This is a genomic window from Legionella impletisoli, assembly GCF_900639875.1.
Taxonomy (GTDB): Bacteria; Pseudomonadota; Gammaproteobacteria; order Legionellales; family Legionellaceae; genus Legionella_A; species Legionella_A impletisoli.
Map to the genome: position 1 here is coordinate 1 of NZ_CAAAIA010000007.1, position 14,542 is coordinate 14,542.

Consider the following 14,542-nt stretch of genomic DNA (forward strand, 5'->3'; position numbering starts at 1 on the left):
TACCCTACCTGCTGTGCTTTAAGCACAGCATCCACGCTAGAAACCAGCAAGTTAAATGGATGCTGCGGTCAAAGCCGCAGCAAGTAGACGTTGAGTGAGCGCAGTCACCAGATTATACCCTACCTGCTGTGCTTTAAGCACAGCATCCACGCTAGAAACCAGCAAGTTAAATGGATGCTGCGGTCAAAGCCGCAGCAAGTAGGCGTTGAGTGAGCGCAAGCACCAGCTTGCCCTACCTGCTGTGCTTTAAGCCATAGGTATCTACACAAATGCTTCTCCTATTATTTGGCGAAGCATTTGTTTAAGTTCTCCTGGGTCATATCGTTCTAATAAATCGAGTGCATTAAGAAGAGAACAAAGCCCTGTAAAAAGAGCTGATTTTGTATATTCTACGCCATATTTCATTTGTTTCCCGCTTAATCGCACTAATAGAGTCCGTAGTTCTCCGGCTTCGGGTCCTTTTGCTGCTGCTATTTGCCAGACTAAAATACAAGCCATACAAGCTACTAATAATCGACGAGCAATCGCCTCGCCTGTTTCTTGTTGCCATGATTCTAAATGCATGCCTGCGGATTTAAGGAGCTTAAAAAAAGTCTCAATAGACCAACGCCAATAATACCAAAGCGTAAGCGTAGTACTATCGACCTCTACATTCGATAATAAATACCACCATGCTACTATCTTACCTTCTTTATTTTGAATTTTACTTACAATAAAATGGCACGGTACAGCCTCTCCTTTTATTTGTTTTGGCTTACCTTCTTTTTTTCTTTTCGGTTGTGCCATTCGAGTGACTAATACCTGGGTACTTGCCAAGTATTGTTTTGCTTCTTGTCCTTTATAGTGTATCGTTCGCGCTTGATTGAAGACCAATTGATTCGCCAATTTATCAACTCTTATCGAAACATCTTGATAGGTCACATGGCTATTACTTCGACACCTAATAAGCCATTTCTTCCCCTCAAGGGCTCGCATTAACTCAACGGAATCACCTTCTCTATCAATTATATGAACTAAAGGGGTCTTAAAGGGCTGTTCTTCGATATAATGTATTCGCTTGGCAAGCTCTTCTATATGCGTTGCTGCTCGGTTAGCTTCCTTCGTGTACGTGCTTAATACCCGCTCGGCAGTCACTACATTTAACGCAATAGGCGCTATGGGACTCCCTGTCTCATCATTTAATAACAGACTGGCTTGCAGCTCATATCCATATTCTTCCTCATTATGCACTCCATAACGGTCTTTTTTACTCGTATGTTTTTTATAACTTAAGCCACTCCAATCATGCACCATTAATCCATACTGAGCGCAGTCTTCTGAATGTTTTACTCCATGCGCTACCAGCGGTTTGGCTAACTCCCCAAGCTCACAGCGCTCATTGTTAAAAAAGCGCCATGCAGCTTGCGTTTCATTAAATGACTGTCTGCTTTTTAAACTACTTTTTACCCCGGCACTTAGCATATCACTCGTTATCATATGCGACCTTACTAATTGTTCATAACGCTTTTTATGGCGTAACTCTAAATCCATTTATTATTATCCACTTTTACTAAAATCCCATATTAAATACTAATTATTCTTTTTGTGTAGATATCTATGGCATTAAGGGTGGGAAGCAGGCATTCAGTTGGAGTTATTATCACTCGTTATTTTGTCCTTTGTGTAGAGATTATTTAATGGCATATTTTTTTTACCAAAAGACCTGGTTACCGCGAATTTATCAAAAGCTGATGGACTAAAGTTGCTGCATTTTTCTCAAACTCTTAGTTTGAAACAATGCGAGTAAGCCTAAGGTAATAAACAATACCGTCGTTAAGGTTATCAAAAACCCAACAAAGGGATTCGTTGAAATATACCCCATTACTACAACGCTTAGTGTGGCTGCACTCATGTTGATAAAACTCATCATGGATGAAGCGCTGGCTTTATCCGCAATGGCATTAGAAGCAATATAAGACCCGCCAGCAAATAAATAAGCACTGCAACAATAAAGTAGGCTCGTTGATAAAAAGAACCACACTATGGATTGACTATGGAAATGAAGCATTGTGGTTAAGCTAAACAAAGCGAATAACGCGCCTAGATAGCCTGCTATAATGACTCGGATCACAGACCAGCGCTGCATAAGAACGCGTGCTGAAATACCACCAAACAACATGCCAACAATATTGACCGTATTCCAATATCCATAACCAGATGCCGATAAGTGTAAATACTGATGCGCTATCTGTGGAGCGGCGGCTGAATAACAATATCCTATTGCAGAGCAAGCTCCCCAAATTAATGAAAAAACAAGCAATTTAAACGATCGCAACGCTTGCCCATAATCTAAGAGTAAAGTCTTCATCTGAAGAGGCCTTGGTTGCTCTAATGTTTCGTCAAATACATTTACGCCAACACGCATGATAAGACCTTGAAGAATCAGAAAGATAAAACACCCCTGCCACTGAGCGTATTGGGTGATGATCCCACCAAGTAACACGGCAAAACCAATTCCCAATGCAAATGATAAAATGGAATAAGCCATCGCTGTTTTGCGCTGTTCCTCTGGTAACCACTCATTAATCAACATGAACGTGCAGGTCAATCCTGCAGCCGAACCTAAACCGGTGACGAAACGGCCCAAAATTAAAAGACCAAAATGCTGATAAAACCCAGCAATCAGACAAAGCAACAAGCCTACTAAATTGATATTAAGTCCTAAGTTTAACGCCCGCAGACGGCCATACGCATTGGCTAAGGGCCCATAAGCCAATTGGCCCATGACATAGCCAATCAAGAAAGCGGAAACAATCCACTCCACCAAACCTTCATCAAGAGAAAAAGCTTCTGCAATATTTGGCAAGGCAGGCGTAATGATTGCTGCAGAAACGGATGCAATGGAAATGTAGCTTAAAAGAAAGGCAAGAGTTAAATTCGATCTTTTATTCATAAAATACTCATTCATTACTAAGAGATAGCCCGAACAAGTCGTGCTATGTAGGCCAGATAGTTTTATAACCTGTTCCTGCAAGAAATCTATCTAGAGAAAGTAAAAGAGATGGAAACTTAACCATCAATCGCCCAACTTTGTTGAAGAGATAAAATTCTTCTTGATACCGAAAATTTCGTATTAAAACGTCTTAACCCTTCTTCCCTCATCTTAGGGGCATGATTCAAAAGATAATGTTCCAACGCATTTCTTTCTCTCACATAATACTGCACCGTTAATTTCTGCTGAGGGTCGAGCGCCTCAGATTCTTCTTTTAAAAGATTAGCCTTAACAAAGCCCTTAAATTGCAACATCTCAGCGATATGCTTTTTTAACCAAACACCAAACTCAGCAAAGACATCATCGTCAATAACGAGATTGACTTCATAAATGATCATATTTCCCTACTCAAGAAAGAATTTAGGTTAACAGCCTTTGGTCGCCGCTCTAAGCAGGTCATTGGTTTAAATTTATGCATGCTATAATTAGTTTATCTCTTTCTATCGATAAAAACCCATGACGTTTATACTAAAAAAAACCGATGCCGAAAAGGCAAGACTGCTGTTGCAAGACTGGAATGATCGTTTTTCTAAGAAAAACAAGGGTATTTTACCAGTAATCAAAAATGCTGAATCCATAGCGAAACAGATGATTGAAACACTCAAAAGTGAAAAACATGGTCATATATGGGTTGCAGTTCATGAAGAGAGCAAAGAATCCTGTGGCGTATTAATTGCAGACGATCATAAGGACGGGTTTATTATCCGCTTTTTGATTTCAAATCTTTTAAATAAAGAAGCCAAAGGTTCGGGAAGGTTTCTAGTCGAAGAGCTGATTAAGTTAGCCGATAAAAGAAACTTATCTATTCGAACAACTTCACAAAGCGCTGATAAATTTTGGAAAAAATGTCCTGGATTTCAATTAGATCAATCAAACCCTACGGACTATAGATATCAACCTTCTTCATCCGCTTCACTAAATTTCTTCCAGCCTGAATCACAAAAGGGGAAAAAAAATGGCTCTGGCTCAAGCAGTAAGAATCGTCCCTGAATGAGAGAACTCATCCACATATCCTAGATTTATATATTAAATAACCCATTCATGGAAATAGTCACTGACTGCACAATTTCTTGTTGAGAAAGATGAATAAACGATGTTCCAACCAAGTTACTAGCAGCTATCCGATTGGTAAAAGGACTAATGTATTGAATGGTATTTAGCTGCACCTCCCCATTTCCAATGAGTCTTGGATAAATTGGCCGGAACCCCACTAATATCGGTTGCCTGCTGTCCATCGTAATCAGCAAACCCAACAAATTGACTAATATTATTCTCCATGCCAAATACAGTTGGACCAATACCTAAATAGATTTTACTTTGCTAGAATGAAGTGATTTTTTCATGGAATGCTCTGTAATGAAGGGGAAAACAGTTCAATTTATTTTATTTTTATAATTGATACAAGAGGTTATTTGAGCGGCCAAGAAAATCCGTGCAAAGCTTTAAATAGGTTAACCTAAGATATAACTTCTGACGTGCTGGCTAGATAACTCAAAATAGGCGTAGCCGGATAATTGAACCCCATTGTTTTCCCCGTTTACACTAGCCTCTCCTTGCCAATAAGTTGAGATTAAACTGATGATTTCTTGATTTTCTACACTAGGATGCATGCTTAGCCGATAATTATATTGGGGAATAGTTAATACCCAACTGACTGGATAAGTCATATTTGAGCTTGAACTCTGCCATGACTTAACGGGCGTTAATTGAAAGTCTGCCAGTTTTAATTTAATACGTTGACCATCCGCTCGATTTATGACGCCAAAACTTTCTGGATTAACAAAATTTCCTTGATTTGCAGCAACAATGTAAATAATGATTTCCTCATTATTATCTAATTGGATAATGAACTTATCCCAGGACGAATGGTAGTGTTTAACAGATTGAAACTCATGATCCATAGTCGCTGATGCATTTACTATCTTGTATTCTTTTCCCTCAAAAACAAGAATACCATTCCCTTGTAATCGCGGATAAGAGTAATAGTAAGCGTTATTATCACCATTTGAGCTAATAGGCAATAAACCATCTCGTCCATGCAAGAGAATTGGTTTTATCGGCATTAAATGTAAAGCAAGTCCTGCTTTTTTCGTCTCTGCCATGAGATTAATGGTGCCTGAACTCATTTCAGCTGACCACGCACGATTCCAAACGAATAAATGATTATGGCTAGCCCCTGCGTAATTAAAGCTCGTCCGATTATTTATATTTGCTTTGAAAAACATGTTGTTTCTTGCTGAGGTAATCGTAAAATGAGAAATATAAATGGCTTGGGTTGCCCATGGAGATGGTGTAGGCTCAGCAAATAAACCAAGCCGGAAGAACGTTAATGAAAAGCCGAATGTGTGTTCTTCTGAATCTTCTAGATGACCAAAAAAATTCCACTTTTCAACATTAGCTTCCTGATGCATGCCATGATCAACCGGAAATTCTAACGTTTTGTGATTGAGCGCGTATGGCTTCGTAAAATACAAGAAGAAAATAAAAAAGACCAATATACATTGAGCTAATTTTTTTATTTTGAGCAAGTACTTACTCCATTCTCAAAGCATCGACATGAATCAATTTTTTGACTTTTAATGCCGGTATTATTCCATTTAACAATACAATAAGGCATAACAACATTGTAAATGAAAATAATGACGCGATAGAAAAAGACGCAAAGATATCTGTACCAAAAAGGATGAGATCTAAAAAATTGAACAATAATACAAGAATAAGAACGGTAGGGAAGATAGCGTTCAATACGGCTGCGGAACATATCAAGAACGATTCCCATAAGCACATTTTAATTAAGGTAAAATCAGAAGCGCCAATTGTCCAAAAAATTGTGAAATCTCGCCGACGGCTTAGGATAAGTTGTTCAATAGTGCTGAATAAGGTCAAACTGGTTAGAATCATAATTGCCCATACAAGACCTTTCCCGATTCCTGTTGTGGCCATGAATAGATGATTAGCGGTTTCTTTCATTTTTTGTTGATATAAAATAACGATATTCGGATAGGGAAAAACCTGTTTAATTGCATCAATAACCCTTTTTTCATCATTTGGATAATTAAGCGAGATCATTGCTTGCTCGGCTCTTGATTCATGAAATAACTGTTTAAATATTTTATGATCAATCACCACTATATTTTGAAAAGTAAAATAATTATAAAAAATATTGGCAACTCTTCCTTTAAAAATTCCATTGCTACTTCGAAGCTCAATTACATCCCCTGGTTTTAAATGAAACATCTTAGCAGCGTGCTGAGAGATAAACACATTTGTTGCATCATGATATAGATGTTTTAACTCCTCCTGGCTTAATGAGTTAACGAATTGGATGTTAAAATTTTGTTCTAATGTTTCATAATTAGTGCTCAGTACTCGTAAAGGTTCATGTTGATAAGTAATATCTTTATGACTGAACAGAGTAACTGACTTAACCCCAGGAACTTGTTTAATCTCTTCAATAATTCCTTCAGGAAGGTAATGCCCTATAAATTGGGGCAACACATTATTTTTATCGCTCACGTAAAGATCGGCGCTAAACACCTGATCCACCCAATTTAAGGCCGTATATTGTGTACTATCAATCATGACCGTCGCAGTTAAATATAATGAAATCGCAATACTCATGGCTGCAACAGCCACTACGTGTTTGCGCATTGTTGCTTTTATATGATCGATTGTAATCAATGCTTCAATCCGAAAGTAACTGGCAATACGTCTTATTTGTGATAAAAAAAAGAGCATCGTCGCTGGAAGGAAAAAACAAACACTTATGTTTATCGCTAAAAATGCAATGTATCCGGTCACTGGATTAAATGTGAAGTAGGTGTACATCAACCCTAAAAGAGACAAAATCAAAAAAACCGTACCCACTGCAACTGGAATTTTGAGCTTATATTTAAATGCTTCCTCATAAGTTTGATAAGAAACTGTTTGTCGTGGCGCAATGCGAAATATTTCACGACTAGGTAGCACACTAACTATACCCGTTATTAGAATCATGACCGTAAATACTTCAATAATAACAGTGCGGGGTAAATGGATTTCAGTGACCTGAACTGGAAGAAAGAGTGTTGATATAGTCTGTGTAACAGATTTAATGGTTATCACACTGATGAAATAACCCAAAAGCACCCCAATTGCCGTACAAAGGCAGGCAAGTAAAATACTGGTTAGTAACGTGGAAAAGAAAAGGGTTTCTGCTCTACCGCCAAGCATAAGAATGATACCAAAATCCCTTCGTCTGTCTAAAACATAATAGCTTATTGCATTATAGATAATGATTGCCGTAACTAATAAAGCAAAGCTTGTCAGGTAATTTAAGACAAATCGAAACGCTTTTGTAATATTGTTAGCATAATATAAATTATCATTTCCTTGCTGAATATGCAGTGTCTTGGGGAGGAAGTGTTGAATTTTATCAATGGCCTTCTGAACATCTGTCGTATTAAAAGTTAAGTTAATTTGATCAATGAATGAATAGCTCTGGAATAAATTTTGGTAATTTTTTATATCAATAATGAGTATTTCGTCGCCATAATGGGATGATTTTTGCTGGGTATTATCAAAAACAAAATTAGGGATCACTGGTTTATTTTTACCGTTGATACGCAAGAACAATGGTGCATGGCGACTTTGCTCAGCTAGGTGAGTCGACATAAAGGCAAGGACTGGTTCATTCAGAAAAAAACCAAGATAGGAAGCCAAATCTTTTTCTGGTCTTCGTAGCTTATCAAGATGAATAAAATGTTCGATGGCCAAAATATCAGTACCAACAAGATATATATAACCTACCCTATGATTACCGGCATAGGCTTCGAGGTATCGCGAACTCATTGGAATGACGGAATCAATTTCAGGAACACTTAATAACAATGGAATAATAAACTCTGGAACTTGACCCGTTTCAGAAGTGATTTGCACAGAATCTTTATTACCAACATAACTGGTTGCTGCATCAAATCCACTAAAAATATTCTCAACGGAAATGCGCGTGGTGACAAATAAGCTAACTCCAAGAATAATACTTATCATGGCCACCAATATTCTTGTTTTTTCCTGTTTTATATAAGGAAGTGTGAGCAGTTTAAAGAGTTTCAACAGAACCATTAGAGGATGTGTCCATTTTTAAGTTCTATTGTTTTATTGACCTTTTTAAGCAAGTGTAAATCATGAGTTGCAATAATTGCTGTCAATCTTCGATGCTCTACTAAAGTTTGCATTAGAGAAAAAATGACATGAGCCGTTTCTGTATCGAGATTACCCGTTGGCTCATCAGCCAACAATAATTTAGGTTTATTGATTAACGCGCGACAAATTGCTGTACGCTGAGCTTCGCCTCCTGAAATCTCATGAGGATGGCGATTCAGCAAATGTCTAATTCCCACCAAATCAGCAATAGCCTCCACTTCTTTTTTTAAGTTCTTACGAGACGTGTTGGCAAGATAGCCAGGCACGGCTATGTTTTCAAAAATGGTTAAGGTTGGAAAAAGATAAAAAAATTGAAAAACAATCCCTACATCATGCAGTCGATATTGAGCTAGATCAGTACGATTTAGCCTCAGGATATTCCTAGAGTTTACAATAATCTCCCCTGAATTTGGTTTATCAAGTGCCGCAATCAAATTTAATAGCGTGCTCTTACCAGAACCGCTCGGGCCAATTAAAGCCACCATTTTATCCTCAGGGTCTATACGAAGCGAAACATCCACCAAGGCTTGATTGTTTTTAAACTGCTTGTATTGTTTAAATACATGGCGAAGGATGATGGCCATACACAATAAGATCCTGACTTTTATTTGATATTTGCATAGTTTTGTTTAAAAAACCATGCTTATACAGCAGTTTAGAAAATCTGGGTACAGGGTAAGACTTGGAGGAATAGGATGGTGTTGAGATAATGTACATATCATTATGCATTATAGACACTACATCGAAAAGGTTGCTTATTTTGGCACAACATACTTTTAGAAGTGCTTTTGTGCGCCAAAATAAATAGCATTATAAATAGACCTACCGTATTTATATTTAAATAAAGGAAATGGCCATTTCTTTAATTAAAGACATTGCTAAATAAAGATCTTTGGATCCAATTCGCCAGCAAGGATTAGTAAAAAACCTTTGGATTAAATATAGACTTAATCTATATTGTAGAACTGATATCATCTTTCGGATCTAACTTTTAAGTTGAGTGTACAAAATCAACTGCTAGGGATTTTTATGTCAATCAAGGATAAAACAAAAGGAAAAACAAAAGGCCATATTATTTTAACCTCTCATCCTTCAAGGCATGCCTCTGTGCCTTTGGAAGTGAAGTGGGGGGCATCTGATCCAAAAGAACGCGGGCCTATTATCGCTTCACTCACGAACATTAAAAATCGCAATGCAATAGGTACACACTCTGGCTCATATTCTGTTTATCGTGCTCTTGCTGTAGCTGCCGGTGTTCTTGATCCAGAACACATACCTGATTTAACAAATACTACACCACCCGTGGCTATTGGACCGCACTCTCAGTGGAGCCATTCTGACAAAATTGTCTCGCTTGATCCTTGGGGGCATCGAGTTACCGAGGTTTTTGCTGCGGAAATTGCCAAAGGATTTGATATCAGGCCAACAATTGCTGTAACCAAAGCGCATATCAACATGCCAGAGCTACAAAACGCAATCAAGAAGGGACGTCTTAAACCGGATGGTAAAATATTACATGAATCTGGTGATGTGGTTGTTACAAAAGCAGCCATCGAACCCGTATGGTATTTGCCAGGAATTGCTGAACGCTTCCAAATACCAGAGGCAGAATTACGACGCACTTTGTTTGAGCACACCGGAGGCATGTTTCCGGAGCTAGTCACACGAAGTGATCTTAACGTGTTTTTGCCTCCCATCGGTGGATTAACTGCCTATTTCTTTGGTGATGTTACCACCATTCATGACCCCCATATTGAGTTATCCTGTCGTATCCATGATGAGTGTAATGGTTCAGATGTTTTTGGCTCGGATATTTGCACGTGTCGTCCTTATCTTGTGCATGGTATTGAATTATGTGTTGAATCCGCACAACGAGGCGGAGCAGGTCTTATCGTATATAATCGCAAGGAAGGCAGGGCGTTGGGGGAAGTTACTAAGTTTCTCGTTTATAATGCGCGAAAAAGACAAAAAGGCGGTGACACAGCAGCCAAGTATTTTGAGCGTACAGAATGTGTAGCCGGTGTTCAGGACATGCGTTTTCAGGAATTGATGTCCGATGTTTTGCATTGGCTTGGTATTACGAAAATACAGCGTTTTGTTTCCATGTCTAATATGAAATTTGATGCGCTACAAAAAGCAGGGATCGAAGTGATAGAACGCGTTAAAATTCCGGATGAATTGATTCCAGAAGACGCCAAGGTTGAGATGGATGCAAAGCGAGCAGCGGGTTATTTCTCACCCGATAGTATTCTTGACATTAATGAACTGGCAAAACCTAAAGGACGTGGTCTTGATGAATAAGCATAACGAATCGGGTGCAGAAGTGTTGGAATCCTTGCAAGATTTGCGAACAATTCGCCAGCAATCTCAACGCTTATTTGATTTGGCTCGTCAGAATCAACTAGTACATTTTGGAATGAATACTAATAAAATTACGGAAGCAGCCTCTTTCGTGTTAGATGTTATTTATGATCAATATCCTGATCTTAATATTCCATATCATAGCCGTTGGCGACATTTTGAAGCGGGTGGAATTAATCGAATTAAGACATTGCAAGCTCAGCTGGCGTTCTTTTCGATAGAAGAGCGTGGCAAAATTCTTTATGAACTTGTGATCATCAGTGTCTTGCTTGATGCGGGTGCGGGTAAACATTGGCATTACTTCGAATCAAGTACAGGGCTTGATTTGAATCGCTCGGAAGGGTTGGCCGTTGCGAGCTTGGCGCTTTATCTCGACGGTGCTTTTAGCATCGATCCCAATCAGCCCTTGCGAGTTGATAGCGAGCGCCTGCTTGCCTTTAGTAATACCGATCTAATGAATCGTTTTCAGGTTGATGAGGACAATCCTCTTGAGGGGATTGAAGGGCGTGTGGCGTTACTCAATCGTCTGGGAGTTACGATCAAGAAAGAGCGCCAATATTTTGGCCAAGAGGGCCGATTGGGTGATTTTTATTCATACATTGTTTCCTTGCAATCCGAACAATCCATTGCTGCCCAGCAAATTTTTCAAGCTGTTTTGGCTGGATTTAGCCCCGTTTGGCCAGAGCGATTATGTTTCAACGGGGTTTCTTTGGGTGACGTCTGGAACCATTCATTACTTAAAACGGATCAACCGGGTTCTGAATTAATTCCATTTCACAAATTGTCGCAATGGCTGACTTACTCTTTGATTGAGCCCTTAGAACAAAGCGGAATAAAGGTCACTGATTTGGATGATCTGACGGGTTTGCCAGAGTATCGCAATGGCGGCTTACTAATTGACTTAGACGTTTTGCAATTGAAAAGAATTGATGCGTGCAAAAAACCTCATGAGCCAGGTTCTGAATTCATAGTCGAATGGCGAGGTTTGACCGTAGCTCTACTGGATGAGCTCGCAAAAGTAATACGCCAGCAACTAGATATGACGTCATCTGATTTGCCGCTAGCAAAGATTCTTCAAGGTGGAACTTGGGAAGCTGGTAGACGCATCGCTAAACTAAAGCGACCTGATGGAGCACCTCCTTTACAAATTATCAGTGACGGTACTATTTTTTAAAAAAGGACTGAAAGATGAGCAATCAACAAGTTATTGAAATCACCCATCCATTAATTCAACATAAATTAACAATTATGCGTAAAAAGGATACGAGCACGGTCAAGTTTCGCAACCTTTTGCATGAGATTAGTTTATTGCTGGCTTATGAAATTACGCGTGATCTTCAAATTCAATATGAAGAAATTGAAACACCATTAATGACCATGCAGGCTCCAATTTTGAAAGGAAAAAAACTTGTTTTTGTTTCAGTTTTGCGTGCTGGAAACGGAATTTTAGAAGGCATGTTACAGCTTATCCCTTCGGCTCGTGTTGGCCATATTGGCTTATACCGAGATCCTAAAACCTTAGTGGCTGTTGAGTATTATTTTAAATTACCAGAAGATATTAAAAATCGCGATGTAATTGTTGTTGATCCTATGCTTGCAACGGGAAATAGCGCCATTGCGGCGGTTAATGGAATCAAACAATATGAGCCGAAATCAATAAAGTTTCTTTGTCTCTTAGCTGCTCCTCAAGGTCTTGCTGGATTTCACGAAGTTCATCCGGACGTTCCGGTGTACACGGCTGCAATTGATCAAAAATTAAATGAGCACGGCTATATTCTCCCAGGACTTGGGGATGCGGGCGATCGGATTTATGGAACTAAGTTGCAGAATTAATCCGGAGATCGAAGATTAGGGGGTAAGTCTATTTATTTAGGCGCACAAAAGCGCCTCTAAAAACATCTTGTAGTTATACTCCGAGTTAGAAATATACTTACAGTCTGCTACTCTATTCATTACATGATAATAGACATCTAAGTAAACCCTGTTACGTATAATTTGGCCAATTAGGCCAAGATTCCAATACATCTTTTAAAACAAGCGCGTGAGTATGGTTTTTGCCTTTTGCTGCGTAGAGTAAAACAACGTTTGCATCATCACATTTTTCAAAAATGTTCTTTAAGTACGCCACGCTTTTCTTTTAATTCTTCAAGATATCTCCGTTTAAATTCATCCCATTTTTCCGGATCATGATCGAACCATTTCCGTAAAGACGTACTTGGTGCTAACTGCTTAGGCCAATGATCATAAGGAAGCGCTATTAATAGGAGTTAATTCGAGAAAGGATTAGGGGTCACAGCTAGCGGTCACCCATTCCTATTCTCTCTATTAATTTCTTTGAATCGGTTAGGAAATGTGGTTACGTTTTCAAAATTAAGACATTACCGACTTTGAGGAGATTAATTAACTTGTAAATCAATAAGCGAACATTATGGATAAAATATTTAAGGAAGATCCTGACTTTTATTTGATATTTGCATAGTTTTGTTTAAAAACCATGCTTATACAGCAGTTCAGAATATCTGCGTTCAGCCCCCCTATTCGGATTATCGTCCCAGTCACGCTTCATTTTTTCATCAATATGCCAGAAAATTAACAAAATAACCAACTAATTGTCTAAAATTATATCTAAGAGCCTTTATCAAAATTGGTAGGTTATGACTAAAATTAACGTTAAAGCGATGTGCACTTTCTACTCTAGGAAACCAGAAGACAGTGAGTTTAGTTACGAGTGCATGATAGCTGAATATGAGCGGCCTGTAGGGTATAAAAGAAATCTGTTGATAAGCCTCATCAATTTCCACAAACATTTACTTATGAGAATGTTTTTGAGATTGATATATATCCCTATTCTGAATCAGAGTATCTTGACGAGTTATCGAGATATTTAAATGAACATTACGCTACATCTTTTCCTGATTGGGATGATATCGATAATTTAGATTTAGACGTCAGAAGGGGCATGTCTCCTAGTCCAAATCGCTAAATTAACAAAAACTTTCACAGTGAGAAGTGATTTCAAAGGCAGGGTAAGTAATTATTTTACTTTTAGTGCAAAGCCCACTGATTATAACTATTGACTATAATAAAATAACAATGAATTCAATAAAATCACGATATGAACTCTATCTATGTCATTGAAACCATGAATAAAAAAGAAGTTCAAGTCGCTGTTGACTGGGCCCGCAATGAGGGATGGAATCCTGGTCTTCATGATGCGGATTGCTTTTTCCAAACAGATTGTCATGGTTTTTTTGCCGGCAAACTTGATGGTCAAATTATCGCGGTAGGATCAGCTGTTTTATATGATGACCAATATGCCTTTTGTGGGTTTTATATTGTGGATAAATCCTACCGTGGAAAAGGGTACGGATTAGAATTAACAAAGCACCGACTAGCTTATGTAGGCAACCGAAATGCAGGCATTGATGGCGTAATGAATATGCTTGATAAATATGCTCGGCTTGGCTACAAACTAGCTCACAATAATGCACGTTATCAAGGTAGTTTAAATAGCGCGGTTTCTTCAATTCCTGTAAATTTAGTTTCTATCGACAAGATCCCTTTCGATGAGTTACTCGCATACGATCGCCGCCACTTTCCTGCTTTTAGACCTTCGTTCTTGAAATGCTGGCTGCATCAAGAGGGAGGAAAAGGCCTCGCATGGCTTAATCATCAAACCATAGCTGGCTATGGATTTATTAGGCCTTGTCAAAAAGGATTTAAAATTGGTCCGTTATTTGCCGATACCCCGAGCATTGCTGAAGAATTATTTATCCATTTAGCAGCACACGCCAAAAGGAAACCTTTTTATTTAGATATCCCTGAAAATAACCCAGAAGCAAAAGCGCTAGTCAGTCGCCATCATTTAGAAAAAGTCTTTGAAACCGCACGAATGTATTTAAAAGGTGAACCAAACATTGAACATAATCATGTGTATGGTATCACCTCTTTTGAACTAGGATAATC

Annotated in this window: 13 protein-coding genes; 5 read left to right on the forward strand and 8 right to left on the reverse strand. The window is 38.6% G+C overall.

Going from position 1 to position 14,542, the window contains the following annotated elements; genetic code table 11:
• Positions 1–261 precede the first annotated feature (261 nt).
• From E1O41_RS08150 to E1O41_RS08160, 3 genes are all read right to left on the reverse strand, one after another.
• Positions 262–1,530, reverse strand: coding sequence for a transposase (locus E1O41_RS08150; RefSeq protein WP_131776831.1), 1,269 nt, complete (start codon positions 1,528–1,530; stop codon positions 262–264).
• Positions 1,531–1,735: 205 nt separating this feature from the next.
• Positions 1,736–2,932 (reverse strand): MFS transporter, encoded by a 1,197-nt coding sequence (locus E1O41_RS08155; protein ID WP_131776832.1) that lies wholly within the window; start codon positions 2,930–2,932, stop codon positions 1,736–1,738.
• A gap of 116 nt (positions 2,933–3,048) precedes the next feature.
• A complete protein-coding gene (locus E1O41_RS08160; protein WP_131776833.1) occupies positions 3,049–3,369 on the reverse strand; it encodes a DUF4286 family protein in 321 nt (106 codons plus the stop codon).
• Between the two features lie 118 nt (positions 3,370–3,487).
• Between E1O41_RS08160 and E1O41_RS08165 the strand changes: the two genes are divergently transcribed.
• Positions 3,488–4,021, forward strand: coding sequence for a GNAT family N-acetyltransferase (locus tag E1O41_RS08165; protein WP_131776834.1), 534 nt, complete (start codon positions 3,488–3,490; stop codon positions 4,019–4,021).
• Positions 4,022–4,168: 147 nt separating this feature from the next.
• On the opposite strand, the gene E1O41_RS11760 is transcribed toward E1O41_RS08165, so the two are convergent.
• The 4 genes from E1O41_RS11760 to E1O41_RS08180 form a co-directional block, all read right to left on the reverse strand.
• A complete protein-coding gene (locus E1O41_RS11760) occupies positions 4,169–4,309 on the reverse strand; it encodes a hypothetical protein (RefSeq protein ID WP_165481151.1) in 141 nt (46 codons plus the stop codon).
• A 173-nt stretch (positions 4,310–4,482) separates the two neighbouring features.
• Positions 4,483–5,559 carry a lipocalin-like domain-containing protein gene (locus E1O41_RS08170; RefSeq protein ID WP_131776835.1) on the reverse strand — a complete coding sequence of 359 codons (1,077 nt, stop codon included), beginning with the start codon at positions 5,557–5,559 and terminating at the stop codon, positions 4,483–4,485.
• Between the two features lie 4 nt (positions 5,560–5,563).
• Positions 5,564–8,134, reverse strand: coding sequence for an ABC transporter permease (locus E1O41_RS08175; protein ID WP_131776836.1), 2,571 nt, complete (start codon positions 8,132–8,134; stop codon positions 5,564–5,566).
• Positions 8,134–8,799 carry an ABC transporter ATP-binding protein gene (locus E1O41_RS08180; protein WP_131776837.1) on the reverse strand — a complete coding sequence of 222 codons (666 nt, stop codon included), beginning with the start codon at positions 8,797–8,799 and terminating at the stop codon, positions 8,134–8,136. Before E1O41_RS08180 ends, E1O41_RS08175 begins: the two co-directional genes overlap by 1 nt.
• 445 nt (positions 8,800–9,244) lie before the next feature.
• On the opposite strand from E1O41_RS08180, the gene E1O41_RS08185 reads away from it, so the two are divergent.
• The 3 genes from E1O41_RS08185 to upp are packed head-to-tail and all read left to right on the forward strand — an operon-like array spanning position 9,245 to position 12,409.
• Entirely contained in the window at positions 9,245–10,516 is a 1,272-nt protein-coding gene (locus tag E1O41_RS08185) for a GTP cyclohydrolase II (RefSeq protein ID WP_131776838.1), read from the forward strand.
• A complete protein-coding gene (locus E1O41_RS08190) occupies positions 10,509–11,750 on the forward strand; it encodes a URC4/urg3 family protein (RefSeq protein ID WP_188668225.1) in 1,242 nt (413 codons plus the stop codon). Before E1O41_RS08185 ends, E1O41_RS08190 begins: the two co-directional genes overlap by 8 nt.
• Before the next feature lie 14 nt (positions 11,751–11,764).
• Positions 11,765–12,409 carry a uracil phosphoribosyltransferase gene (gene upp, locus E1O41_RS08195; protein ID WP_131776839.1) on the forward strand — a complete coding sequence of 215 codons (645 nt, stop codon included), beginning with the start codon at positions 11,765–11,767 and terminating at the stop codon, positions 12,407–12,409.
• 269 nt (positions 12,410–12,678) lie between these two features.
• Here the strand turns inward: upp and E1O41_RS12010 are convergent, their stop codons facing one another.
• Complete coding sequence (locus tag E1O41_RS12010) at positions 12,679–12,834, reverse strand: DUF488 domain-containing protein (protein ID WP_131777008.1); 156 nt, start codon at positions 12,832–12,834, stop codon at positions 12,679–12,681.
• An 857-nt stretch (positions 12,835–13,691) separates the two neighbouring features.
• Here E1O41_RS12010 and E1O41_RS08205 point away from each other — a divergent pair.
• On the forward strand, positions 13,692–14,540 hold the full coding sequence (locus E1O41_RS08205) for a GNAT family N-acetyltransferase (protein WP_131776840.1): 849 nt from the start codon (positions 13,692–13,694) through the stop codon (positions 14,538–14,540).
• The last annotated feature ends 2 nt before the right edge of the window (positions 14,541–14,542 follow it).

Coding starts and splice junctions, on each gene's coding strand:
- E1O41_RS08150 (WP_131776831.1), bottom strand. CDS start 1,530: ATGGATTTAGAGTTACGCCATAAAAAGCGTTATGAACAATTAGTAAGG.
- E1O41_RS08165 (WP_131776834.1), top strand. CDS start 3,488: ATGACGTTTATACTAAAAAAAACCGATGCCGAAAAGGCAAGACTGCTG.
- E1O41_RS08180 (WP_131776837.1), bottom strand. CDS start 8,799: ATGGCCATCATCCTTCGCCATGTATTTAAACAATACAAGCAGTTTAAA.
- E1O41_RS11760 (WP_165481151.1), bottom strand. CDS start 4,309: ATGGAGAATAATATTAGTCAATTTGTTGGGTTTGCTGATTACGATGGA.
- E1O41_RS08175 (WP_131776836.1), bottom strand. CDS start 8,134: ATGGTTCTGTTGAAACTCTTTAAACTGCTCACACTTCCTTATATAAAA.
- E1O41_RS08185 (WP_131776838.1), top strand. CDS start 9,245: ATGTCAATCAAGGATAAAACAAAAGGAAAAACAAAAGGCCATATTATT.
- E1O41_RS08160 (WP_131776833.1), bottom strand. CDS start 3,369: ATGATCATTTATGAAGTCAATCTCGTTATTGACGATGATGTCTTTGCT.
- upp (WP_131776839.1), top strand. CDS start 11,765: ATGAGCAATCAACAAGTTATTGAAATCACCCATCCATTAATTCAACAT.
- E1O41_RS08205 (WP_131776840.1), top strand. CDS start 13,692: ATGAACTCTATCTATGTCATTGAAACCATGAATAAAAAAGAAGTTCAA.
- E1O41_RS08155 (WP_131776832.1), bottom strand. CDS start 2,932: ATGAATAAAAGATCGAATTTAACTCTTGCCTTTCTTTTAAGCTACATT.
- E1O41_RS08190 (WP_188668225.1), top strand. CDS start 10,509: ATGAATAAGCATAACGAATCGGGTGCAGAAGTGTTGGAATCCTTGCAA.